Below are 22657 nucleotides of genomic sequence, written 5' to 3' on the forward strand. Positions count from 1 at the left end.
AGTTCTCTAGGCTTTATTCATATATAAAGCTAATAGCTCAATTCATTTGTCCGCTGTTAAACATGTCCGAAGCCTCTCCCCTCCTTGATAAAGCCTCCATTCAGCAGCTCCCTCCTTTTGAAAATTTTGACCATCAAAATATTGTCGTGATTGAAAATAGCGAGCAATGCAAAACTATTGAAGAAGAATTAAAAAACGCTGTAGTTTTGGGATTTGATTCTGAGTCTAAACCAACTTTTCGAGTGGGTGAAGTCTCAACTGGCCCACATCTAATTCAGCTGGCCACAGCAAAAAAAGCCTATTTATTTCATGTAAATTCATCGACTTTAAAATTTTTACAGCCCATTTTGTCTAACCAAAAGCAAATTAAAGTCGGCTTTGGTCTTAAAAATGATAAACACATTTTTCATAAAAAAGGCATTGAGCTAGAAAGTTGTGTCGACCTAGCCAAAGGCTTTAGTCACTTTGGTTTTACCCAGCAAATGGGGGTTCAAAAAGCAATTGCTCTGCTATTTGGGCAATATCTTGCAAAGTCGAAAAAAGTTGGAACTTCAAATTGGGCACGAAAGCCACTTACATCACAACAAATAAGCTACGCTGCCGCTGATGCGTATGCTGCATTATTGGTATTTGAAGAGCTCAGAAAGCAAGAACTATTACCAGCTCACATTTCACAAACGATTCAAACGGCACTTCAAGCGTAAAGTTATAAAAGTCTTTTCTAAGGCTTAGCGATTGATCAATACTTTGCTAAGATGTGCACAATTTCATAATCATGATGAAGCAAGGAGCGGAAGCATGCTAATCATTCCAGCAATTGACCTGAAAGATGGTAAATGTGTGCGTTTAAAACAAGGGCGTATGGAAGACGATACCGTTTTCTCTGACGATCCAGTTGCAACTGCCCAGCATTGGGTAAATGAAGGCGCACGTCGTTTGCATTTGGTTGATTTGAATGGCGCTTTCGCGGGTACTCCAATTCATAAGCCTGTTGTTGAAGCAATTGCTAAAGCTCAGCCAGAATTACCAATTCAAATTGGTGGTGGTATTCGCTCACTAGAGACTATCGAACACTACTTAGAAGCTGGCGTGACTTTTGTCATTATTGGTACTAAAGCAGTTCAAGAGCCTGAATTTGTAGAAGAAGCTTGTAAACGTTTTGCAGGTCACATCATTGTTGGTATTGATGCCATGAATGGTATGGTTGCAACTGACGGCTGGGCAAATGTTACTGACGTAAAAGCAACTGATTTAGCAAAACGTTTTGCAGATGCAGGCGTGTCTAGCATTGTTTATACAGACATTGCGCGTGACGGTATGATGCAAGGGGTAAACGTTGAGCAAACTGTAAACTTAGCTCAATACTCAGGCTTACCAGTGATTGCTTCAGGTGGTGTAACTAACCTTGATGACGTTCGCAACTTAAAAGGCCAACCGGGCATTTTAGGTGCAATCACAGGTCGTGCAATTTATGAAGGTACTTTAAACCTTCGTGAAGCTCAGCTGTTGTTAGATGAAAACCGTCTTTAATTTTTAAGATGTAAAAAAAGAGCCGGTTTAGGCTCTTTTTTATTATTAGTATAAAAATATTTCTAATCAATACACCACATTACGAATAAACTTAAGGACTTGGTTACCACTATTAATATAAGTATAAGTTACTGAACTAGCATATATAAATGAAGAACCAGCAACGATAGTTTTTGAACGATCTGCAAATTGTATGGTCAACTCACCTTCTAATACATAAATAAGCTCTTGCCATCCTTCTGGGTCTGCTTCAGCAACATACGACTCCCCCACTGCTAACGACCATGTCCAAAGCTCAACCTGGGAACGAGACGGAACTGAAGCCAAAAAAGTCGCTCTGCTTTCTTCTTTTTCACCTTGCCAAGCCAGTGCATTAACCAAAGCTTGTTCTTTATGCTCAGGTGCACTCACAATCGTTCTAAAGTCTACACCTAACACAGCCGCAATCGCATCGAGTTTGGCCAAGCTTATATTGACCTGTCCTGTTTCCAATGCAGCAATCGTTCGTCTACTTACACCTGCCTGATCTGCCAAGTCCTGTTGGCTTAAATCTCGCTCATCTCTTAAGGAACGGATATTTGTGCCGACATGCTGTAAAACGGTACTGGACTGGCTCATAAAATAACGCAGCAAATAAAATATGAGCAATATATTGCACAAAATAGAAGAATAGCGCAATATGTGCAATATATTGCACAATTCTTTCTATTTTGAATATGTCACCAATTTCTTTGAGTTCAACCAAAGCCCCACAGTTAGCACTCGTTTTGATTACGATCATTTGGGGTGGAACATTCCTTACTGTGCAATATGCACTGAATTTTTCATCGCCTATGTTTTTTGTGGGTTGCCGCTTTGCTGTCGCGGCGCTTACCTTGCTGCTTATTTCTTTCAAGAGTATGAAAGGCGTTACTTTAAAAGATTTAGGTGCTGGCAGCACGATTGGTCTTGTAATTGCAGCAGGTTATGGCACACAAACGATTGGACTTCAAACCATTCCAAGTAGTGAGTCGGCTTTTTTAACAGCGCTCTATGTTCCACTTGTACCTATTCTAATGTGGCTCATCTTTAGAAAAGTTCCACACATCATGACTTGGGTAGGAGCAGTTCTTGCTTTTGCTGGCCTTATTTTATTGACAGGTAATGGTTTTGAACAAATCTCTTTAAATTTTGGACAGCTTGTCACAGTACTCGGATCACTTGCGATTGCTTTAGAAATTATTTTTATTAGTTACTTTGCTGGAAAAGTAAATTTACGTCGCGTCACCGTTATTCAACTCGGCATAGCTTCTCTGGTTTCTTTTGCCATTATGCCTGCGGTGGGTGAACATGCTATTCCTGCATTTTCATGGCCACTTATACTCCTTGCTGTTGCATTAGGTTTAGCCAGTGCGCTTATTCAATTTGTGATGAACTGGGCTCAACGTATGGTTGATCCTTCCCGTGCTGCAATTATCTATGCAGGAGAACCTGTTTGGGCAGGGATTATTGGTCGAATTGCAGGTGAGCGTTTACCAGTTATTGCTCTTTTGGGTGGTGCGTTAGTGGTATTAGGTGTTTTAGTGAGTGAGTTAAAACTTAAGTTGCCAATTAAAAAAACTAAAAGAATTCGAGAATAAAAAAGAGAGTTTAATGCTCTCCTTTTTTATTCTATTATTTTTTCTTCAATGAAATACAAGGCTGGTAGTACTCAACCGTTGGCATTGGATCATAAAAGGGATGGAGCAATGCCTTCCATTCCTGATAAGCATCAGACTTTCTAAACCCTTCTGTATGATTTTCAATCTCATCCCAAGAGATCATTAAAATATAATGATGTGGATCTGTTGCATGTCTAATGAGTTGGACAGCATTGAAGCCCTCCATTGGATAAACAATATGTTTCGCCTGCTCAAAAGCCTCAAGAAATGCTTCACTTTGCCCAGACTTTATACTCAAATGCACATGTTCAATAATCATGATTTATTGATACATCGGACGATTATCATTTAAAGCAATCAATCCACGAATTGCACGATATACAATCCAGATCCATGCAGCACCAATTACACCCACACAAAATACGGTCGATGAGATTGCAACACCTGCAAATAGGTCAGTATTTTCACCTGTAAAGAACAGGAAAATAAACGGCAGAAAGGCAATAATATTCCAAGCGAGATACCACCAGAATGTTCGGATTTGCCATGTAAAGTGGCTTTCAAAAATTGAGCCTTGCACATCGGAACGTTTTACATAATTAATAATTAAAGCAATAACCGCAAGTAAGCCGCCTGTAAAAATAGCGACAATATAAAGTACATATAAAATAAGCGTTAAAGTACGATTTGGATCTTGGTCGATAGAACTATTCATTTTTATACCTCTCAAGTTTAATAAAACAATTTACTTTTATGAGCCCCGCAACACATTTAAGGGAGAAATTAGCCACAAAATCAAAAGTAAATGAAGGAATATGGTACAAAAATAAATCTTACGGAATGGTTGTTTTTGTGTTTTATGTCTCAGTTTTTGTTGTGCCCACCATGCAGCAGGCCAGCCTCCTAAAAAGCTAACGATGTGTAATGTTTGCTCAGGAACACGGCGATTACCCAATTGTGCAGCTTCTTTGTCTTGTGAATATAGCCAATAGCTCAGCACATTCATCATTAAGATAAACAATAAGGTATAAGCTGGCAGAACATGGATAAAGCTCATAATGCCCATTAAAACGAAATAAAACACGATCCCCATTTGCATTGCAGACCATGGACTGGCTTGAAAAGAAGATTGTGTTTTTACAGGCTTTGATGCTTTACGAGTTTGAGATGCTTTTAAATAAGTGACCTGCTGAGCACGAAAGCGACCTTGCTCATCGAGAATAATCAGATATTCCAGTGCACAGCCAATAATTGGCCGAGGACCGGGGCGTGCAAAATCTTTAATATGCAAAAAGACTCGCTCTTTTTCAGCATCATCCGGCTGAATAAAGCCGTAACCTTTTTCGTCGAACCATTCGACTAATCGCCCCTGATCTCGCATCTTTATTCCCTTTTATGCTTTTACATGACTTAAACGGTCTTGCATCATTGCTCGCATTTCCTGCGGGTCTTTTTGCAAAATGTCATCGCCGGTACGTCCTTCTTCTTTATTTTTTTGAGCAACTTGCAAACGCATTGACCAAAAACGGCATGCTGCCATTGCCAAGAATACATCTAAACACTCAAGTTCATCTGAAGTAAGTACACGAACTTTTTGGTATGCCGCTAAGTAAGCCGCCACTTTGTCTGAGTTTAAATGTGCTGCTGGATATTCAGTACAAAAATCATTAATGGTAATCGCAATATCAAACAGTAATTCATCTTGATTTAATTCGTAAAAATCTAAAATACCTTGTAATTGCTCACCTTCAAACAAAGTATTGTCACGGAACAAATCTGAGTGAATAAAACCTGTTGGTCGGTTTGAATACTGCGCTGTTTTAGCATTAAAAGCTTGATAAACCTGCTCAAGTAACGCTTGGTCTTCTTGAGTCATGCTTGGTTTAAGCTGTTCTGCAACACCTGTCCAGTACTGATGATCACGTCGATACTCACGCTCAAGCGGAAAATCTTGTAAAGCCACATGTAGCTTCGCCTGTGCGTCTGCAATTGCGGCAACTTGCGCTACTGTGGTTTGCATGGGATGGTGGCCCATGAGCCGCGGTGCAATCTGTGCAGGCTTTTCTGCAATCACATGAACTGCTTGTCCGCTATGTTTTAACGGCACAGCAACAGGGACATCATGAGTTCCCAATTGTTCAAGAACAGGAATGAGTTCGCCTGCCCCTTGTGCATCTAATTCTTCAAACACGGTGAGTACATATTGTTTACGGTTTACATCAACCAAAAAATAATTGGTGTTTTGAATACCTCCCTGAATTGGGTTCAGCTCCAACACCTCTAATCCATAAGGTGCAGCAAAGGTGCGAACTTCATCTAAACTCAACGGGGTATAAACCGACATGGAAAACCTGCAAAAAACATCTGTGAAGTTTGATAGAATACCTCTTCCCTCCATGAAGGTGTAGCGCCTGTGTAGGAACTTTCACCAACGGCGATTATTTTTGGAAAAAGCTATGCTTGCTAAACGTATTATTCCTTGCCTAGACGTTGATAACGGACGCGTAGTTAAAGGCGTTCAATTCCTCGATATTCGTGATGCGGGCGACCCAGTTGAAGTGGCACGTCGCTATAACGAACAAGGTGCAGACGAAATTACTTTCTTAGACATTACCGCTACACATCATGGACGCGATACCACTTACCGTACTGTTGAACGTATGGCCGAGACTGTATTTGTGCCATTAACTGTCGGTGGTGGTGTACGTAAGGTTGAAGATATTCGTGCGTTATTAAATGCAGGTGCAGACAAAGTCAGTATTAACTCAGCTGCCGTATTTAATCCAGAGTTTGTTCAAGAAGCTTCTCAGCATTTTGGCGCACAATGTATTGTAGTTGCGATTGATGCCAAAAAAACTGGCGATAACAAATGGGAAATCTTTACTCACGGTGGCCGTAAGCCAACGGGTATTGATGCGATTGAGTGGGCTGTACAAATGGCTGACTACGGTGCGGGCGAGTTACTCATTACCAGTATGGATGCCGATGGTACTAAAGCGGGTTACGACATTGCTTTAATGCGTGCTATTAATGACCGCGTTACCATTCCAACCATTGCCTCAGGCGGTGTAGGTAACTTACAACACCTTGCAGACGGAATTTTACAAGGTGGTGCCGATGCAGTATTGGCAGCAAGTATTTTCCACTTTGGCCAATATACCATTCCGGAAGCTAAACAATATTTAGCTGAACAAGGCATCGAAATGCGCTTGTAAGCTTATTGATATTTAAAGGGGCGATATGCCCCTTTATTTTTTTATGCAGCACCATCTACTGCATTCACCTCAGTAGTAAGTTCAGGCTTTTCTTTTTTCTCGACCCATTTTGCAGGGAAGATTTTCTCTACTGCTTGAGAAAGTGGTCTAGCAAGTGCTGTAGGTAAACGCACACCCAAAGGATTTTGTTCTTTTAAATCTGCCGAAGATACAACCCGTGTTCCCATCACATAGTCAAACCAAGGTTTGGTCACGCACCAATTGGCGTCTTGATTAGAGTTCATATGGTGATCGTAATGCCATGGAATTTTACGCTTTGCCCAGTCGGGCTCTAAATGTGCACGGCGATGAATATAATAATAATTACCAGCACTGTACCAAGCTGCAAGTGCCATACCTTTTGAAAATGGATAGAAAATTGCACTTGAGACTGTTGCCACGACTGCAAGCGAAATTAACTCATTTTTAGTTCGCCAGTTTCCAACGCCCTCAACATAACAATCATCATGAAATTGTTGTTTACGGACTTCACGATGGTGTGCCCAATGGGATTCCATGCTTTTTGGCACGGGGCTATAGCGCGGTTTTCCAGCACGGTGTACACCATGCAAAATATATTTATGCGCCACCCATTCAAATGCATTCGCAACCGCAATTCCTGCAATGAACCCTTTTAACATCGCCTAACTCCTTTTTCTTTTATTCAGAATATAAAATTCGCTATGCTAGGTATTGACCAGAATTTATGGTTTCATTGACAAATCACGACAAGAAAGAGGTGGTTAGGGATGCCACAACTAAAAAACTATACAGGTTCTGTCTATGGGGGGCTCGGACATCTATTAAAAGCTTATTGTGAAGCCAATCAGTTAGCTATTCCTGAACAATTAGAACAAGTTCAAAATCTGGAACGCTTTGACTACGTCGTTTGGCGCGATCTATTAGAAGTCATTTATAAACTAGACCCGAAGCCAGGATTAGGCCTAGAAATTGCCAAATATGTACAACCCAAACACTTAGGGATTATTGCCTACCTTGCTCTCTCTTGCGATAACTTAGGTGAAGCTTTAATTCGCTATCATGATTTTCATCGTCTGATTTATGACGGCAGCCCTCTAGTTGTTGAGCTACAAGGAAGATATGGTTCTATTCGCTGGGAAGCGACTGAGTTACACCCTACTCAGCTTACTGATGAAATCGCGATTGCACTGGTCATTCAGTTCTTACGTCTTTTTATGTCTCATGAAGATGTGCATTTACATGAAGTACATTTTTTAAATGCTGCCCCTAAAAATATCAGGGTTTATGAACAATACTTCCAATGTCCTGTTCGTTTTAGCCAGCCGCGTACAGAGTTGCTCATTCCAATTACGGAAATTCATAAGCCGCTTAGCAGCGCCGACCACACCCTACAACAACTATTGGTTCAGCAAGCACAAGCACTTTTAGAACAATTACCAAATTCGACCCAACTTGATCAGCGTTTACAGCATTCAATTTTGACTGGACTACAAAAGAATCAATATCAAATTGAATATATTGCTGCTCAATTAGGCCTGTCAGTTCGACAGCTCCAACGGCATTTACAACAACAAAACACCACCTTTCAGGAGCGCGTTCAGCAAGTGCGCTTTATGCTTGCAACCGAGTATTTAAAAGACCCACATTTGAGCCTACAAGAGATTGCCCTTTTGCTTTGTTACTCCGAACAAAGTGCTTTTCAAAGAGCATTTAAACATTGGACTAATCAAACACCACAGCAATGGAGAGCTCATTTTTTAGACAAAGAATAACCAACCAAAACTTACAAATCTTTTCTTGATTAAAACAACACTGAAAACAAAAATTTCATATAGTCACATGCTTCAAATTTATGTGACGTAATTCACATTAATTAAAATAGATTAAATAAATGAGTAATCAGAATGAATAAATATTTTGCTGAATTTCTAGGTACGTTTTGGCTAGTCTTTGGTGGTTGTGGTAGCGCAGTTTTAGCCGCAGCTTTCCCTGAACTTGGTATTGGCTTTGCAGGTGTAGCTCTTGCCTTTGGTTTAACCGTACTGACAGGCGCCTATGCTCTAGGGCATATCTCAGGTGGACATTTTAATCCCGCGGTAAGTGTTGGCCTTTGGGTCGGCGGCCGCTTCGATGTTAAAGATTTAATTCCCTATATTGTTGCTCAAGTGGTCGGTGCGACTGCTGCTGCATTTGTTCTCTATATTATTGCTCAAGGCCAAGCGGGCTTTAGCGGTGTTGGTGGTTTTGCTTCAAATGGTTTCGGTGATTTATCACCGAACAAGTTTGGCTTAGGTTCAGCTTTCATTATTGAAGTGGTACTTACAGCGTTCTTCTTAATCATTATTTTAGGATCAACACATGGTCGTGCGCCTGCTGGCTTCGCTCCTATTGCGATTGGTTTGGGCTTAACACTCATTCACTTAATCAGTATTCCGGTGACGAACACTTCGGTGAACCCTGCACGTAGTACAGGCGTTGCGTTCTTTGCTGAAACTGCTGCTTTAAGTCAGTTGTGGTTGTTCTGGGTAGCACCGATTTTAGGGGCTGTGATTGGGGCGATTATTTATAAGGTAGTTGCTGGGGAGAAGGATTAATTCTTTATATATAGCCTTAATCTACTATCGCGGTGGGTGACATGGATGTCACCTGTTGAGCAGGGGTACACGGAAGTACCCTCTGTTCAACAAAAGACTTTTGCTTACTTTTGGTCTTTCAAAAGTAAGAAATGTCTATACAAACTCAATAAGACCTAACGTGATATTAAAGACTGTATGGCAGCATGACTATGCTAAACATCACACATAGAATGCATAAATTATAAAAACGGATTATTAATTTCTTGCTCAGCTGGACGTTCAATTTTCTCAGGCAATTCTTCTTTTTCCAAAGCCGCAACCACTTCATTTAAAAAGCTCTGTAAAGCCTTCGCTTGTTCTAATCCGACTTTGTCTTTGGTGATTTGCAAGTTGCCATAAATGCTGACGCAATCGACATCATTTTCTAATGTTAAATCTTCAATTGAAGAAGACTCTGTACCCTTTTCAAATGGTTTAAACATAGGTCTTGTCTCGTTGTTATATCTTCACAGTGTAATACGACCAATTTAAAAAAAATCGATCAAAATTAAAAGAGCCGATAAAATTAAGAATGCTCCCATCAATATATTAAAATATTTCAAACGGTTGCCCTGATTGAGCACCACTGAAAATTTATCACCACAGAACCCCCAAAAGAATAAGCACGCATAACAAGTGAAGAAATAAATAATAATAAAGATCGGCAAAGACTGCGGGTTCTCAATGCTTGTAAACATGGTAATGCCCGACACACAAGCTAACCATGCTTTGGGGTTGAGCCACTGTAGCAAAAAACCATCTTTAAAATTGGGAATAATAATATGCTCTACGGGAGCAGTTGAAATAGAAATATTGGCCGCAGAAAGAATAATTTTTATGCCGATGTAACAAACAAATAGTGTTCCACAAACTGCAAGGATTTTTAAAACAATAGGAAACTGAGTTAATAAACTCTGAAGACCAAATGCCATAAAAATTAAAAGCAAGGTAAAACCAATCGTGGCACCTGAAATATAGGGAAGCGATCTTTTTAAACCATGATTTAAACTGGTCGATAAAATGACAGTATTTACTGGGCCTGGGGTAATAGACATTGCAAATGAAAAAAGAAACATCGAAGCAAACATTGTTATTGTCCTTATTAAAATAGAATCCATAGACAGATCTGTCTATGGATTCTATTTTAAACATTTACGCTTTTGCAATAACAATCAAAAAAGCTACTTATTTCATTATTTGCAAGAAATAGTTCACCAATGCTTCAACCAGTTGCTTCACAATCGCTTGGCGTGTTTCTTCGTCAATCGTTGGAACTTTTGCTTCCATTGCTTCTGATGAACCACTTTTTTGTTTTTTAAACTGGTCTTGTAACGCTTTAATTTGATCAGCGTTTAAGTCCTGCTCACATTGACTCTCGCCATCCCAATGTAAATAGTCCAACTTCTGATTTAGCTTAACCGAGGCTGCCGTTAAAGGGAGACGATAGACATTACGCTTTTGTTGCTCAGTTAACTGTGGGAACAGGTTAACGCCTAAGCGTTCTTCAAGGTAACAAACACTCACTACTTTCACTTGTAGAGAGTTATTGTTTGGTGCGTAGTAAGCTCCAATAGCACCAGTTTTTGGCATATAAACCGCTTTATAAACTGCGGTTGGAACAATTACACCCTTTCCAATCGTTTTAAGGCGTTTACCCTCAAAAACAGGGCCAGTAACCACATAAACATCTTGTTTTTGCTTAGTGGCAAGGGCGCGTGTGGCTTCTTCAAGTTTACGCCAAACTTCCTGATTATTTTTAGGGGCTTGCGGCACCATATTACTTAACGAGAAGCTATCAGATTGTGAGCTCTTATTTGGCATATCACCATTCGGTGCCATATGACCACGGTCATAGCCTGAACCACGATAATCACTTAATAATGCTCGATGCTTTTGATCAATACGGGTTTCTTCATGGAAGTTGTCTTCACGCTTAATTTTGACACTCAAACGTTCTGCATTTAAATGCTCAGCCGACCATAACGGCGTTTTAGAAATGCCTGAATACAAGACATTAAAGCCATTAAAACACAGCGGATAACTGTCTTTTTTTAAGCTATCTTTATTTAAAGCAGGGGGAACTTCTCGATAGAACTGATTAAGGCAAGTCGAGTTAGTACTTAAAGGTGAAAACCACTGCGAAATCTTTTCACTACCAAATGCAATCGCAAAACTTCCCGCAGCAATACAAGCAAGAATAATCTTGCCAAAATGCTCACTTAGAGAGAATGAGTTTGTACCTTTACTGCGTTTTTTACTTGCCATGTTTTTATCAATACCACTGTCCATACGCAGCTTAACAATCCTGCTTTTTTAAGTATATCTCTTATCTTTCAAATGGTTAAAACATGGTCATCTTTTTTGTAACTCAATTTCCCATTACGTAACAATCTGTTGGAATTATGAGATGCTTTGGCTATTGAATTACGCCAATTGCGTATCTTTCGTTGAAAAACACTGATTGCTTATGACATGGTTAGCTCCACAAATTTGGATAAAAATATAATCGGAGTCCACTTAATGATCCATTCAAAGATTATTGGTATTGGCGTAATCACGGGATTATGTAGTATGGCCGCTTTGGCTGAACCAGCAGTCCAGCCAGGAGATACTTTAGAAAGTTTGTCTAAAGTGAAAGTTACGACAACGGTAAATGGCCAACCTGGTTCTATTAGCGATTTAGTCAATAGCGGACAAGTACAACAAGTTTCTGCTGCACCGACAAATGCGGCGCCTACTGGTGCTCCTATTCCAGCGGATGTTCCACCTGCTCCTCCAGCAGGCGGTGAAATGGCTCCTCCGGCTGCACCAATGGATGCAGTACCACCTGCACCGAACCAAGCGCCTCCAGCGCAACAAGATCCGAACACTCCACCGCCTCCAGCAGATCCAACTCAGTCGGCAGACCCGATGGCAAAAGATGGTGGTTTGCCAGCAGATGCACCTATGCAAGCTCAGTAATCAGAGCCATAAAAAAACCAAGACATCTGTCTTGGTTTTTTTATTACATCAAATTTTTAGATTTCGATTTGACTACCTAACTCAACTACACGGTTGGTTGGAATCTGATAGAAATCACTCACCGGACTAGTGTTACGCTGCATAGAGATAAATAATTTTTCTCTCCATGGAGACATGCCATCACCCACCGAATGAACAATACGATCGCGCGAAATAAAGAAGCTGATGTGCATTAAGTCATATTCAAGACCGAGTTGTTCATAAGCTTGCATAAGTGCTTTTGGTACATTCATTTCATCTTTAAAACCGTAGAAAATTTTAATACGGAAGAAATGCTCAGCTAGGGTTTCTGTTGAAATACGTTCTTCTGGTGCAACAAATGGTACATCTTCAATAATGACTGTTACCAAGATATTGCGCTGATGCAGCACTTTATTATGCTTGATATTATGTAGCATAGCATGCGGCACAACGTTTGGCGTACCCGTCATAAAGACAGCATCACCCGGCACCCAATGCACACTATTACCAATACTTTTCACAAACAGATCTAGAGATAACGTATCGTGTTCGAGCTTGGCAAAAGTAAGCTCACGACCACGTTTCCATGTCATTAAGATGGTCACAGCAATCGCACCAATCAATAATGGCACCCAACCGCCCGACAAGATTTTAAGTGAAGTTGCTGCGACTAAAACTGACTCTAAAATAAAGAATGGAATAATCAGGAGTAGCACTTTTGGCATGCTCCATTTCCAAGCCGAATAGATGAATACAGCAACCAGAATCGTGTCACACAGCATGGTTAAAGTTACAGCCAGACCGTAAGCACTTGCCAAGTTTGAGCTGGTTTTGAAAATCAAAATTAAGATAATAATTGCGATTAAAAGTAACCAGTTTAAGAAAGGAACATAAATCTGACCTTCTTCAGACTCAGAGGTATGTTTAATACTTAAACGTGGTAAATAACCCAATTGAATCGCTTGGCGAGCAAGTGAAAATACCCCAGAAATTACGGCTTGAGAAGCAATCACAGTTGCCATGGTCGCCATAATAATCATTGGGTAAAGTGCCCACTGCGGAACCAATAAATAGAACGGGTTTTGAATCGCCGCTGGGTCTCTTAATAGTAATGCACCCTGTCCTGCGTAGTTTAAAACCAAACACGGCAACACCACAAAGAACCATGCTAGACGAATTGGAACTGGTCCAAAATGTCCCATATCGGCATACAGTGCTTCACCACCAGTGACTGTTAAAACAACAGCACCCATAACAAAAAAGGTCATTACGGGGTGATGATAGATAAACTGAATTGCCCAATGTGGACTAAACATGCCCAACACCACAGGAGTCTGAATGACGCTGTGAAGGCCTAATAATCCTAACGATAAGAACCACACCATCGTGATCGGGCCAAAAAACTTACCGACAAAGGCCGTACCATGTTTTTGTACCAAAAATAACGCGATGATAATGGTGATCGCAATTGGCATGATGAACGGGTCAAACACATTGGTTGCAATAGACAAACCTTCGACTGCCGACAGTACCGAAATGGCTGGGGTAATAATGCCGTCACCAAAAAATAGCGATGCACCAATAAAGCCAATCGCAATCATGTAGATTTTTTTGTTGTCGGCAATTTTGGCTTTACGCAAGTTCAATGCGAGTAAGGCCATGATTCCGCCTTCGCCATTGTTATCTGCACGCATGACAATAGCGACATACTTGATGCTGATGATCAGCATTAAGCACCAAAAAATAATGGATAAAATTCCTAATACGTTTTCAGGCTGAATTCCCAACCCATGCGCAGCATGGAAGGACTCTTTTAAGGCGTAGAGTGGACTTGTTCCAATATCTCCAAAGACCACCCCAAGAGCTGCCAAAGCCGTGGCAGGCAAGGTTGCTTTTTTGGCCGTATTTTGCATTGTGTAATTAAACCAATATGATTTTTATCGCAATCTTATCACCTCTATTATTTTTTTTCTGTAATGCTCATCTTAAATCTTGGCAGAACTGGTTTTTTTAGTTACTATCGCACGCCTTGGTGAGGTGTCCGAGTGGCTTAAGGAGCACGCCTGGAAAGTGTGTATACGTTTGCGCGTATCGAGGGTTCGAATCCCTCTCTCACCGCCAGAATTGAAAAAAGACCTAAATCATTTTGATCTAGGTCTTTTTTATTTAACTTAAATAAAATCAATTTAATCAACGATAAGTAGCTTCGCACCATTCAAACTAAAAGACTGATGTGGCTCTGAATTGTCCCCTACTTGATAACTCATGCCTGGAGTTAAAGTAAAGGTTCGTCCGTCTTTCAATCTACTTTCTAACTCGCCTTCTAGGCAAAATAATATATGCCCTTTTTCACACCAATGGTCAGCCAAATAGTTTGCTGAGTACTCAACAAGTCTCACTCTAATTTTATTTGTTTCTTCACCAAAAAATTGAGTTTTCCAATAAGCTTTTCCTGTTTCACCACTATATTCAGTGACTTCTATTTCTTCCCAGTTTGTAATTTGAAATGGAAAAGGCGCGATATTCATAATTTTTCCAAAGATGTATTATTGTATTTTTCAACTTATAGACAAATTTGATTTTTGCAAACTGTTTATTAAAAAAATCAGAAAGATAACAAAAATAATTTTCACTTTGAAAAGACCCAAACCTCACATTCAGGCCTTCCTACCTTAAAACTTACTCAGACAACGCTAATAACTTCTGAACATACTGAACCGCATTATTTTCGATGTCTTGGTGAGTCGGAACATCGTCATCTTCTGAAGGGTTCGTGTCTAAACCATAAAATGCATAAAGTGGTTGATAAACTGCCCCAACATAGAGAGCTGTTAGCTCAAATGGAACAAAAATTTTATCTAAAGAAATTTGATATTCACCACTTTCGGAATAAATTTGCTCCTGCCCACCAGCAGACACCGCCAGCATAAACTTTTTATTTTTTAGCTTGTCGCCTGTTGAACCATAAGCCCATCCATACGTTAAAACTTCATCAAGCCATTGTTTCAAAAGTGGTGGACAGTTAAACCAATACACTGGGAATTGAAAGACTAAATTTTCATGTTCTTCTACAAGCGCTTGTTCTTTGGCAACATCAATCACCCCATCTGGGTAGGCTTCATAAATTTGATGAACCGTAAATTGATCTGGGTGTTTTTCTAGTTCCTCAATCCATCTTTTATTTACAACAGACTGGTCTATGTGAGGGTGCGTAACGATGACTAATGTCTTTTTCATTATGAAAACACTCTATCGAAAAGTAGATAAATCGATTATAGAAGTGTGCTTTCCTAAATATAAGTACGGTAATTTATGTTATATACTATACTAAAAGATAGTATGGATTTTAAAAATGGACGACTGCCTTCCGTCATATACCCCATTAGAAGATACGGGCTTTGGGTACACCCTTTCTTTGATTAATGGCAAATATAAAATGATTATTATGTATTGGCTGTATGGAAAAACCGTCATGCGGTTTAATGAGATGCAACGCTGCATTGGCAATATTTCGTTTAGAACGCTCAGCAATACACTTAAAGAATTAGAAAGAGACGGACTGATTATTCGTAAGGAATATCCTCAAATTCCGCCAAAGGTTGAGTATCGCCTTTCTGAAAGAGGACAGTCTTTAATTCCTTTGTTAGATATGATGTGTGAATGGGGCGAGCGCAATAAGCCGTCTTAGTTTTATAAACTTGAAGTGATACTAAATATGAGAAATGAATTAAGAGAAATTTTTATTAAGGGATGCGACGATAAAATTGAAAAAAAGGGAGACAATGTCGGTCTATCTTTTTATGCTTTTTTTAAAAATAAGAATGATAACCCTGAGTTACTGATGGAAGCAGCTCATTGGTGGATTATGGTGCATAAACTAGATCACTTTGAGAAAGCTGTGAAGATTAAACAATTGGTTTTGAATGAGCAGTAAAAATTAGAGTTATTTGAAAAGGCTTAAATTTAAATAATTTAAGCCTTTTCATTATTTTAAAAACATTTACTTAACATATGGCCAAACATCAGGATCTGTATATTCTTCATCGATATGATAACCCTCAGCCTTAGCTTTTCTCTCTTCCTTTTCCCGATATTTCTTATTTTCAATTAATCTCTTTTTAAACGCTTGCTCGAATTCACTAGGCGTCATTTTATCCGAGTCAGGAATTGAGTCTCTTTCATTGTAACGAACACTTTGAAAGCTAAATCTAAGCATATATTGCTCTTCATTACGTTCATTCTTAGCGGTTCTTTTTAAGCTGATATCTAACATAACTCCATTAGCATACAACCTATAACCCAATGATTTTGTAGGAATATTATTTATTATATTTTTCCACTCTTCAAAAGTAAAAATATAGCTTGGATCAATGACATCGCGACTTTTTGATAGATGTTTAATATTATCCTCTTTAGCGATACGAGGAGCATCTGTAAAGAAATAGTTTTTCCAGCCAGCCTGATTAATACGTTTCATTAAGGTTACATAGCTTTGAAAAGCTTGCTCTGGAGTAGCGAATTCTTCTTTTGTGAGACCCGCATCGATATCTAAAACTTGAATCCCTTCATTTTTGTCATATTGAGTACCTAAAACAGAAAAAACATGCTCAATCGATAAACTATTAGGACCATTCTCTATGGTTAATTCTCCTAAGTTAGGAGGAGAAAATTGAAGTTCTCTAAAGCTAACACCAGCTGGGTGATTATCGACATTTCCATCACTATACTTTGAAAAATCTTGAATACCTTGTTCACCCATATGCAAAGTGTAGGCCTGCTGATTCATAGTCAAATTCTTATTATGCTCTGTTGTTGGCTGACAAGCCGATAGTAATAATCCAAAAATCAAGATTAAGAAATATTGTTTAAATTTTGCCATCATTACTATCTTCCCCCCCCTTTAAACTCTGCTTTGCTATTTTCCCAACCTGTTCCGCTCTTATCACTTTGCTTGAAAAAGTGATATATCAGAGCAACTCTGATCGACTTTATTAGACATGATATGTGACTGGAGTAAAGGTCATAATTCCTCTTAGTTTTATAGTGAATAGAAGTCATATTACAGATAAGAATTAAATTAAGAGAAATTTTTATATACGTTTTATTCAGTTCCCTTAAGCAGCTTTCCGTAAAAATAAAAATTATATTTAAGCCGATTTGAGAATATAACTAATTTTTTAACAGATATAGAGTTCATATAAGTTTACTTTTTATAAAAATTGGAAAATTCTTATATATTCTTTTAAAACATTTATCCTCAGAATAAAATTTATATTGATACAAATAAGAAGCTATTTATAATTAGCTATGTCTATAAATCAATTGTAATAAAAAAGAGGGACTATGTTAACATTAGCTGAAGCAGAAAAAAAATTATTAAGTTTTTTAGAAAATAAAAAAGATGAGCTTCATACCAATCAAAATGAAGCACAAACTCGCTTTTTTATTATAGATTTCATATTATTTGAATGCTTAGGATGGCATAAAAATGATGTTTCCATTGAAAAAAATGAAGAAAATAAATTTACTGACTATGAGTTAGGTAAACCTAGACTGGCTATACTGGAAGCAAAACGAGAAGGAAAAACTTTCATAATTCCTGCATACGACTCTAAGTCGCTAATATTTGATATAAAATCCCTTATTAAAATGTCACCAGACACTGAATCAGCTATTGACCAAGCAATTTACTATTGTAATCAGCGAGGTGTTCCTATTGGAATCGTCACAAATGGGCATCAATATATTATTTTTATAGCCTCAAGACAGGATGGCGTATCAATCAAAGACGGTAAAGCTATCGTTTTTAAAAGCCTCGAGCATCTCGCTGAAAATTTTAAAGATGCGTGGCAAATCATGTCTATTTACGGTGTAAAAGATAAGAATATTTATAGATACCTGAAACCAGATTTTGGTGCAATACCAACAAAGTTATCATCTAAACTAAGGCAGTATCCGATTGTACGTTATGGCAGTGAGTTACAAACAACTCTTAGACAATTAGCAGAAATATTTTTTCAGGATATTGTTGAAAATGAACAAGTTGAGGAACGTTTTTTTAAAGAATGTTATTGTGAAAGTGGTGCTTTGTCTAAATATTCTTTACTTAGCAAAAATATATTAGAAGCAAGATATGCTTCTTTATTTAGTACCTCCGAAACTGCTCCATTCATTGCACCAGTTAAAGAGAGAAAAAACAATAATATCTCACCAGAAATTTTATCTGAAGCTTTATCGCGTAGACCTATAGTCTTGCTGGGTGATGTCGGAGTCGGCAAAACATCCTTCGTAAAAAATTTAATCTATCATGGTGCTTATGAAGAGTTTAAAAGAGCATTTTATATATACATTGATTTAGGCTCAAGTGGAGCACTTGCAAGTGATTTGAAGAGTTTTGTTTTAGAAGAGATTGAGAATCAACTTTTAGAGAAATATCAAATTGACATTTATGATTTCAATTTCATTAGAGGTATTTACGCATCTGAGATAAATCGTTTTTCTAAAGGTATCTGGGGGCAAAAAAAAGAATCCGATCCGGCCTTATATGAAACCAAACTTTTAGAAATGATAGAAGAACTCTCTCACAAAAAAGACATTCATTTAAAAAGAGCAATTAATACAAGAGCAAAATCTGAAAATAGGCAAATAATTATTTGTTTAGATAATGCCGACCAACGTGATTATGAAATCCAACAAGATACTTTCATCATATCTCAAGAGTTAGCAAGAGATTGGAACACGACTGTTTTTGTATCAGTTCGTCCTCAAACTTTCTTTAAATCTAAAAGATCTGGTGCATTATCCGCTTATCCTCACAAAGTTTTTACTATTTCTCCACCTCGAATAGATTTAGTAATTGAAAAAAGATTATCATTTGCTTTAGAAATGGCTGAAGGAAAAATTCCATTAGAAATAGCAAATTATGTAAAAATAAACTCTAAAAACTTAGCTATTTTCTTAAAAGTATTAATTCACTCACTAGCAGTTAATAATGAACTAAAAGAGTTTTTAACAAATATTACTGGCGGTAATATACGAAGTGCTATTGAGTTAATTGTTAATTTTATTGGTAGCCCAAATGTAGATGCTCAAAAAATTATTGACATAACCGAACAAAACTTAGATAACCAAAAATATATTGTGCCTTTACATGAGTTTACGAAATCAGCACTTTTAGGTGATTATTCACATTATAATTCGGATACATCAATTGCAACAAATTTATTTGATGTGTCTACTTCTGATATTTATGAACATTTTTTAATTCCTATATTGTTAGCATTTCTTAGCTCCAATAATTCAAAGCAAGATAAAGATGGATTTTTCACATTAGAAATCATTCAAGATGAATTACAGAACAGTGGTTTCACGATTGATCAAATTTATTATGCTATTAGACGGTGTACAAATAGAAAGTTAATAGAAACTTCTCAAAGAATAACTTTTGACGAAGATGATAAAGGCCTATTGATAGGTGATATGCCTGAAAACTTCAGGGTTACTACAATTGGAGCCTATCATCTCAAAAAATGGATGGGATCATTTACCTATCTTGATGCAATGATATTTGATACTCCCCTTTTTAATGATGACATAAAAAGTGGAGTATCTAATCATCTTGAATCTTTATCTATTGAGCATAGACTAGAAAGAGCAGTAGGTTTTAAACAATACCTTCAGGAAATATGGAGAGATTATCCTCATAAACCTGAGTATTTCGACTTATCAAGCAATTTTGAAGATAATTTCTATACATTCGAGAACGTAATTAAAGCTGTTCAACGTACTGAATATAGTTAAAATAGTATTTAACAAAATATTTTAATTCTAAAATTACTTTGGGCAGCAAAAATTTAATAGTTTTAGTATTTAACAGATATTAAGATAAAAATGAATTTCCCTTTGTAATAAAATCTGAAAAAGATTTAGATCAAATTGATTTAAATCTTTTTTAATAAAATACTATTTCCACTATTATTTATATTAGTATAAAGCCCAACTCCCGTCGGGCCTTCCCCCATCAAACCCGACTAAAAAAGTATTCAAGTAATGCATCCCTTTCATCGGTGTTATTGGTCCCTAAAAGCTGAACCATCGCGCCATCAATCACAAACAAAAACATGTGTGCATCTTCAAGTGTAGCGGCAGGTTTTATGGTTAAAAGCAATTTATGAATTTCTTTAATGAACCAGTTTCGGTAGTTAATAACGAGTTTATATGCTGTTGGATAGATCTTTTCAATTTCAAAAATGGCTTTAAATGGCAACCGATAAAAGCCGTCTAAGTTCGCATGTAAGAGGTAAATTTTCTTGAGTTTATCGAATGCCATGAGTTCGCGGTACGAATGAATAATTGAAAATACCTCATGTTTTAAGGCATCTATTTGAAAAGTTAAGCTCATCTGAATGAGCCTTTCTTTGGAGTGAAAATAGTTATAAAAAGTGGCTTTGGGGATTTTGGCTTCCTCAACGATTCGATCTATCCCGACATGAAACCCATTTTGATTAAATAAATCTTTTGCTGCGTGGAGCACGCGTAATGCTCTAAATTTGGCATTTTTATACCGTTTAAAATAATTTTTTGTTGTATGTAAAAGAGATAGAAATGCCGTCACTCTTAAATTGAGCGCTAAAAACAGGCATGCAAAAGCCGCACAAAAATGGTGTGCTCGCCTATCTCGGGTTTTATTGTTGCTATAATTTTTTAGTCGTAATGACCTATGGCTTAAAACCTAAAGTCGGTTAAACTGTTTTAAAGACCAGTTGGGTATAGACGTAAAGACTTTGGCAAGGACTGCCAATGAGAGAAATGAAATAGTACGCATAACGGCGGACTCCTTTTGATTTAGAAGAGTCTTACCAATTACTGTCAAATAATGGTGGCAAGACTAGAAGGGTTGACAGACTGGTACAAAAGGAAACCAGCGCACGCAAGCGTGCCCCTCCTAGCCTCACCATAAAGGCGTGACTTAAGAGAACGCACAAAAACCAAAACAGCATTGTTGTGCGCCTTTTGTTCCAGCTCTGTCAAAAGCTAACTGGCAATGTAGGCCAGCACGCAAAGGATAATCCGCACATTTTTGAGTGTCAATGTAAGGTTGAATAGAAATTGGTTAAATAATTATTGTTGTTTATTCAATTAGATATTTAAGCTAAAAAGACCTTCAACTTAAATTTAACGATGTCATGATAATAATAAAAATGGTGGCAGAACGAAAAGAGGTTAGCAGACTGGACACACACAACCAGCACACCCGAAGGTGTCCTCTTATCGCTCTACCATAGAATGGTGGCAAAACGAAAAGGGATTAGCAGACTGGTACAAAAGCAACCAGCACACCTGAAGGTGTTCCCTTATCGTTCTACCGTAGAATGGTGGCAGATCGATAAAGGGTTAGCAGACTGGGCACAGTACCAGCACACCCGAAAGTGTCCCCTTATCGCTCTACCCTAAAGTGGTTTGCAGGCAAAGAATAATTCTCAAGATTTTAAGTGTCAATAAACATATATTGTTAATTTATAAAATATTTTTATTTCTATTGGCTCATTTTCCCATTATTAATTTATCATTCATTTTCAAACCTGTTTAAATGAACCGATTGATCGCGCTATAAATAAAAGCTACAGTAAATAAAGTTTGAATTTTATAACTTTAAATAAATTGATAACTCATGCAGGCAAAGACATGGAAACCATACATGATTTTTATCGCCGCTTTTCTTTAACAAGAGATAGCGATTACTCGGTTCCATCGACTTCGTTTGGGCATTTCAACGTGTTCCAACGCGATGCCTGCTCGTTTCTAACGCCTTATAGCCGCCGCGATTATTATAAAATTTCACTGGTTTTAGGCACAGGTGACCTTCACTACGCTAACCGCTGGATAAAAGTAGACCGCCCTGCTTTACTGTTTTCAAACCCAATGGTGCCCTACGCTTGGGAAATTAATTCGCCTGAACAGGCAGGTTGGTTTTGCCTATTTACCGAAGAGTTTGTAAACCAAGAATCGCGACAAAGCTTTTTAAAAGACTCACCGCTATTTAAAGTCGACGGCGACCCGCTATATTTTTTAAACGATCAACAGGTTGAAGAAATTTCATTTATTTTCAAAAAGATGATGACTGAAATAAATTCTGACTATATTCATAAACACAACGTTTTAAGAAACTATTTGCACCTGATTGTGCACGAAGCCATGAAAATGCAACCAACCCAACAGTTTGAAAAACATAGCAATGCTGCGGTTCGGATTTGCCATTTGTTCTTTGAATTATTAGAACGCCAGTTCCCAATTGACTCGCCCCATTTTCAGCTTAAACTCAAAACTGCAAATGACTATGCATATGGTCTGTCGGTGCATGTGAACCATTTAAACCGCGCTGTAAAAGAAGCGACAGGCAAAACCACATCCGAGCATATTAGCTCACGCATTACGCAAGAAGCCAAAGCGCTGCTACAACACACCAGTTGGAATATTTCCGAAATTGCCTATAGCTTAGGCTTTGAATATTCAGCGTATTTCACCAACTTCTTTAAGAAAAATACGGGCTTTTCGCCTAAAAAATTCCGCGAAGACTGTGTAGCCTAAAAACAGATTGTTTGAATTTTATAATTATTGGTTTGAATGTTATACGTCAGTTTGAGCCAAAGCATTT

General features: G+C 38.0%; 25 protein-coding genes and 1 tRNA gene. 12 read left to right on the forward strand and 14 right to left on the reverse strand.

The window, feature by feature from the left end:
- Positions 1–62 precede the first annotated feature (62 nt).
- Both ACS125_RS02630 and hisA read left to right on the forward strand, forming a co-directional pair.
- On the forward strand, positions 63–704 hold the full coding sequence (locus ACS125_RS02630; RefSeq protein ID WP_151963825.1) for a 3'-5' exonuclease: 642 nt from the start codon (positions 63–65) through the stop codon (positions 702–704).
- Positions 705–798: 94 nt separating this feature from the next.
- Positions 799–1530: a 1-(5-phosphoribosyl)-5-[(5-phosphoribosylamino)methylideneamino]imidazole-4-carboxamide isomerase gene (hisA, locus tag ACS125_RS02635; protein WP_000905538.1), complete on the forward strand. Its 732-nt coding sequence runs from the start codon at positions 799–801 to the stop codon at positions 1528–1530.
- A 66-nt stretch (positions 1531–1596) separates the two neighbouring features.
- Here hisA and ACS125_RS02640 read toward each other — a convergent pair whose 3' ends face one another.
- On the reverse strand, positions 1597–2148 hold the full coding sequence (locus ACS125_RS02640; protein ID WP_174730511.1) for a helix-turn-helix domain-containing protein: 552 nt from the start codon (positions 2146–2148) through the stop codon (positions 1597–1599).
- A gap of 98 nt (positions 2149–2246) precedes the next feature.
- On the opposite strand from ACS125_RS02640, the gene ACS125_RS02645 reads away from it, so the two are divergent.
- A complete protein-coding gene (locus tag ACS125_RS02645; RefSeq protein WP_443270377.1) occupies positions 2247–3149 on the forward strand; it encodes a DMT family transporter in 903 nt (300 codons plus the stop codon).
- Between the two features lie 34 nt (positions 3150–3183).
- On the opposite strand, the gene ACS125_RS02650 is transcribed toward ACS125_RS02645, so the two are convergent.
- Genes ACS125_RS02650 through ACS125_RS02665 form a run of 4 tightly spaced genes read right to left on the reverse strand, consistent with a single transcriptional unit; the run spans position 3184 to position 5514 of the window.
- On the reverse strand, positions 3184–3489 hold the full coding sequence (locus ACS125_RS02650) for an antibiotic biosynthesis monooxygenase family protein (RefSeq protein ID WP_151822497.1): 306 nt from the start codon (positions 3487–3489) through the stop codon (positions 3184–3186).
- 3 nt (positions 3490–3492) lie between these two features.
- A complete protein-coding gene (locus ACS125_RS02655; protein WP_174730502.1) occupies positions 3493–3885 on the reverse strand; it encodes a DUF4870 family protein in 393 nt (130 codons plus the stop codon).
- Positions 3886–3921: 36 nt separating this feature from the next.
- The gene (locus ACS125_RS02660; RefSeq protein WP_174730499.1) at positions 3922–4551 is read right to left on the reverse strand and encodes a DUF1294 domain-containing protein; all 630 of its coding nucleotides are present in this window, start codon (positions 4549–4551) and stop codon (positions 3922–3924) included.
- A 12-nt stretch (positions 4552–4563) separates the two neighbouring features.
- On the reverse strand, positions 4564–5514 hold the full coding sequence (locus ACS125_RS02665) for a homoserine kinase (RefSeq protein ID WP_443270380.1): 951 nt from the start codon (positions 5512–5514) through the stop codon (positions 4564–4566).
- 112 nt (positions 5515–5626) lie between these two features.
- Here ACS125_RS02665 and hisF point away from each other — a divergent pair, with 112 nt between their 5' ends.
- Entirely contained in the window at positions 5627–6385 is a 759-nt protein-coding gene (hisF, locus tag ACS125_RS02670) for an imidazole glycerol phosphate synthase subunit HisF (RefSeq protein WP_004789907.1), read from the forward strand.
- Between the two features lie 41 nt (positions 6386–6426).
- On the opposite strand, the gene ACS125_RS02675 is transcribed toward hisF, so the two are convergent.
- Positions 6427–7065: a hypothetical protein gene (locus tag ACS125_RS02675; protein WP_151963819.1), complete on the reverse strand. Its 639-nt coding sequence runs from the start codon at positions 7063–7065 to the stop codon at positions 6427–6429.
- A gap of 108 nt (positions 7066–7173) precedes the next feature.
- Between ACS125_RS02675 and ACS125_RS02680 the strand changes: the two genes are divergently transcribed.
- Complete coding sequence (locus ACS125_RS02680; RefSeq protein ID WP_443270383.1) at positions 7174–8178, forward strand: AraC family transcriptional regulator ligand-binding domain-containing protein; 1005 nt, start codon at positions 7174–7176, stop codon at positions 8176–8178.
- Between the two features lie 132 nt (positions 8179–8310).
- Entirely contained in the window at positions 8311–9000 is a 690-nt protein-coding gene (gene aqpZ / locus ACS125_RS02685; RefSeq protein ID WP_174730487.1) for an aquaporin Z, read from the forward strand.
- A gap of 221 nt (positions 9001–9221) precedes the next feature.
- Here the strand turns inward: aqpZ and ACS125_RS02690 are convergent, their stop codons facing one another.
- From ACS125_RS02690 to ACS125_RS02700, 3 genes are all read right to left on the reverse strand, one after another.
- Complete coding sequence (locus tag ACS125_RS02690) at positions 9222–9464, reverse strand: hypothetical protein (RefSeq protein WP_016139941.1); 243 nt, start codon at positions 9462–9464, stop codon at positions 9222–9224.
- A gap of 45 nt (positions 9465–9509) precedes the next feature.
- Positions 9510–10109, reverse strand: coding sequence for a LysE family translocator (locus ACS125_RS02695; RefSeq protein WP_004789913.1), 600 nt, complete (start codon positions 10107–10109; stop codon positions 9510–9512).
- A 97-nt stretch (positions 10110–10206) separates the two neighbouring features.
- Positions 10207–11286, reverse strand: a complete 1080-nt coding sequence (locus ACS125_RS02700) for a DNA/RNA non-specific endonuclease (protein WP_440203166.1) — start codon at positions 11284–11286, stop codon at positions 10207–10209.
- A 255-nt stretch (positions 11287–11541) separates the two neighbouring features.
- Here ACS125_RS02700 and ACS125_RS02705 point away from each other — a divergent pair, with 255 nt between their 5' ends.
- Positions 11542–11982, forward strand: coding sequence for a hypothetical protein (locus tag ACS125_RS02705; RefSeq protein ID WP_004789916.1), 441 nt, complete (start codon positions 11542–11544; stop codon positions 11980–11982).
- Between the two features lie 56 nt (positions 11983–12038).
- Here the strand turns inward: ACS125_RS02705 and ACS125_RS02710 are convergent, their stop codons facing one another.
- Positions 12039–13916, reverse strand: a complete 1878-nt coding sequence (locus ACS125_RS02710; RefSeq protein ID WP_004789917.1) for a potassium transporter Kup — start codon at positions 13914–13916, stop codon at positions 12039–12041.
- Positions 13917–14034: 118 nt separating this feature from the next.
- Between ACS125_RS02710 and ACS125_RS02715 the strand changes: the two genes are divergently transcribed.
- Positions 14035–14124 (forward strand) — tRNA-Ser (locus ACS125_RS02715).
- Positions 14125–14189: 65 nt separating this feature from the next.
- Here the strand turns inward: ACS125_RS02715 and ACS125_RS02720 are convergent.
- Together ACS125_RS02720 and ACS125_RS02725 are read right to left on the reverse strand one after the other, a co-directional pair.
- Positions 14190–14531: a DHCW motif cupin fold protein gene (locus tag ACS125_RS02720; RefSeq protein WP_174738864.1), complete on the reverse strand. Its 342-nt coding sequence runs from the start codon at positions 14529–14531 to the stop codon at positions 14190–14192.
- Between the two features lie 151 nt (positions 14532–14682).
- Positions 14683–15240, reverse strand: coding sequence for an NAD(P)H-dependent oxidoreductase (locus ACS125_RS02725; RefSeq protein ID WP_443270388.1), 558 nt, complete (start codon positions 15238–15240; stop codon positions 14683–14685).
- 115 nt (positions 15241–15355) lie between these two features.
- On the opposite strand from ACS125_RS02725, the gene ACS125_RS02730 reads away from it, so the two are divergent.
- Both ACS125_RS02730 and ACS125_RS02735 read left to right on the forward strand, forming a co-directional pair.
- A complete protein-coding gene (locus ACS125_RS02730) occupies positions 15356–15691 on the forward strand; it encodes a winged helix-turn-helix transcriptional regulator (RefSeq protein WP_016142830.1) in 336 nt (111 codons plus the stop codon).
- 27 nt (positions 15692–15718) lie between these two features.
- A complete protein-coding gene (locus ACS125_RS02735; RefSeq protein ID WP_443270391.1) occupies positions 15719–15937 on the forward strand; it encodes a DUF6500 family protein in 219 nt (72 codons plus the stop codon).
- A 66-nt stretch (positions 15938–16003) separates the two neighbouring features.
- On the opposite strand, the gene ACS125_RS02740 is transcribed toward ACS125_RS02735, so the two are convergent.
- Complete coding sequence (locus ACS125_RS02740) at positions 16004–16885, reverse strand: hypothetical protein (protein ID WP_443270393.1); 882 nt, start codon at positions 16883–16885, stop codon at positions 16004–16006.
- A 461-nt stretch (positions 16886–17346) separates the two neighbouring features.
- On the opposite strand from ACS125_RS02740, the gene ACS125_RS02745 reads away from it, so the two are divergent.
- Positions 17347–19803 (forward strand): hypothetical protein, encoded by a 2457-nt coding sequence (locus ACS125_RS02745; RefSeq protein WP_443270395.1) that lies wholly within the window; start codon positions 17347–17349, stop codon positions 19801–19803.
- Positions 19804–20023: 220 nt separating this feature from the next.
- Here the strand turns inward: ACS125_RS02745 and ACS125_RS02750 are convergent, their stop codons facing one another.
- Entirely contained in the window at positions 20024–20617 is a 594-nt protein-coding gene (locus ACS125_RS02750) for a TetR/AcrR family transcriptional regulator (protein ID WP_443270397.1), read from the reverse strand.
- A 1070-nt stretch (positions 20618–21687) separates the two neighbouring features.
- On the opposite strand from ACS125_RS02750, the gene ACS125_RS02755 reads away from it, so the two are divergent.
- Positions 21688–22590, forward strand: coding sequence for a helix-turn-helix domain-containing protein (locus ACS125_RS02755; protein WP_443270399.1), 903 nt, complete (start codon positions 21688–21690; stop codon positions 22588–22590).
- Positions 22591–22657: the final 67 nt, after the last annotated feature.

Source organism: Acinetobacter sp. PFS20 (genome assembly GCF_052261015.1).
Taxonomy (GTDB): domain Bacteria; phylum Pseudomonadota; class Gammaproteobacteria; order Pseudomonadales; family Moraxellaceae; genus Acinetobacter.

Bases quoted from the DNA above. Each gene is read 5' to 3' on its own strand.
- ACS125_RS02630 (WP_151963825.1), top strand. From the start codon at position 63: ATGTCCGAAGCCTCTCCCCTCCTTGATAAAGCCTCCATTCAGCAGCTC.
- hisA (WP_000905538.1), top strand. From the start codon at position 799: ATGCTAATCATTCCAGCAATTGACCTGAAAGATGGTAAATGTGTGCGT.
- ACS125_RS02640 (WP_174730511.1), bottom strand. From the start codon at position 2,148: ATGAGCCAGTCCAGTACCGTTTTACAGCATGTCGGCACAAATATCCGT.
- ACS125_RS02645 (WP_443270377.1), top strand. From the start codon at position 2,247: ATGTCACCAATTTCTTTGAGTTCAACCAAAGCCCCACAGTTAGCACTC.
- ACS125_RS02650 (WP_151822497.1), bottom strand. From the start codon at position 3,489: ATGATTATTGAACATGTGCATTTGAGTATAAAGTCTGGGCAAAGTGAA.
- ACS125_RS02655 (WP_174730502.1), bottom strand. From the start codon at position 3,885: ATGAATAGTTCTATCGACCAAGATCCAAATCGTACTTTAACGCTTATT.
- ACS125_RS02660 (WP_174730499.1), bottom strand. From the start codon at position 4,551: ATGCGAGATCAGGGGCGATTAGTCGAATGGTTCGACGAAAAAGGTTAC.
- ACS125_RS02665 (WP_443270380.1), bottom strand. From the start codon at position 5,514: ATGTCGGTTTATACCCCGTTGAGTTTAGATGAAGTTCGCACCTTTGCT.
- hisF (WP_004789907.1), top strand. From the start codon at position 5,627: ATGCTTGCTAAACGTATTATTCCTTGCCTAGACGTTGATAACGGACGC.
- ACS125_RS02675 (WP_151963819.1), bottom strand. From the start codon at position 7,065: ATGTTAAAAGGGTTCATTGCAGGAATTGCGGTTGCGAATGCATTTGAA.
- ACS125_RS02680 (WP_443270383.1), top strand. From the start codon at position 7,174: ATGCCACAACTAAAAAACTATACAGGTTCTGTCTATGGGGGGCTCGGA.
- aqpZ (WP_174730487.1), top strand. From the start codon at position 8,311: ATGAATAAATATTTTGCTGAATTTCTAGGTACGTTTTGGCTAGTCTTT.
- ACS125_RS02690 (WP_016139941.1), bottom strand. From the start codon at position 9,464: ATGTTTAAACCATTTGAAAAGGGTACAGAGTCTTCTTCAATTGAAGAT.
- ACS125_RS02695 (WP_004789913.1), bottom strand. From the start codon at position 10,109: ATGTTTGCTTCGATGTTTCTTTTTTCATTTGCAATGTCTATTACCCCA.
- ACS125_RS02700 (WP_440203166.1), bottom strand. From the start codon at position 11,286: ATGGCAAGTAAAAAACGCAGTAAAGGTACAAACTCATTCTCTCTAAGT.
- ACS125_RS02705 (WP_004789916.1), top strand. From the start codon at position 11,542: ATGATCCATTCAAAGATTATTGGTATTGGCGTAATCACGGGATTATGT.
- ACS125_RS02710 (WP_004789917.1), bottom strand. From the start codon at position 13,916: ATGCAAAATACGGCCAAAAAAGCAACCTTGCCTGCCACGGCTTTGGCA.
- ACS125_RS02720 (WP_174738864.1), bottom strand. From the start codon at position 14,531: ATGAATATCGCGCCTTTTCCATTTCAAATTACAAACTGGGAAGAAATA.
- ACS125_RS02725 (WP_443270388.1), bottom strand. From the start codon at position 15,240: ATGAAAAAGACATTAGTCATCGTTACGCACCCTCACATAGACCAGTCT.
- ACS125_RS02730 (WP_016142830.1), top strand. From the start codon at position 15,356: ATGGACGACTGCCTTCCGTCATATACCCCATTAGAAGATACGGGCTTT.
- ACS125_RS02735 (WP_443270391.1), top strand. From the start codon at position 15,719: ATGAGAAATGAATTAAGAGAAATTTTTATTAAGGGATGCGACGATAAA.
- ACS125_RS02740 (WP_443270393.1), bottom strand. From the start codon at position 16,885: ATGATGGCAAAATTTAAACAATATTTCTTAATCTTGATTTTTGGATTA.
- ACS125_RS02745 (WP_443270395.1), top strand. From the start codon at position 17,347: ATGTTAACATTAGCTGAAGCAGAAAAAAAATTATTAAGTTTTTTAGAA.
- ACS125_RS02755 (WP_443270399.1), top strand. From the start codon at position 21,688: ATGGAAACCATACATGATTTTTATCGCCGCTTTTCTTTAACAAGAGAT.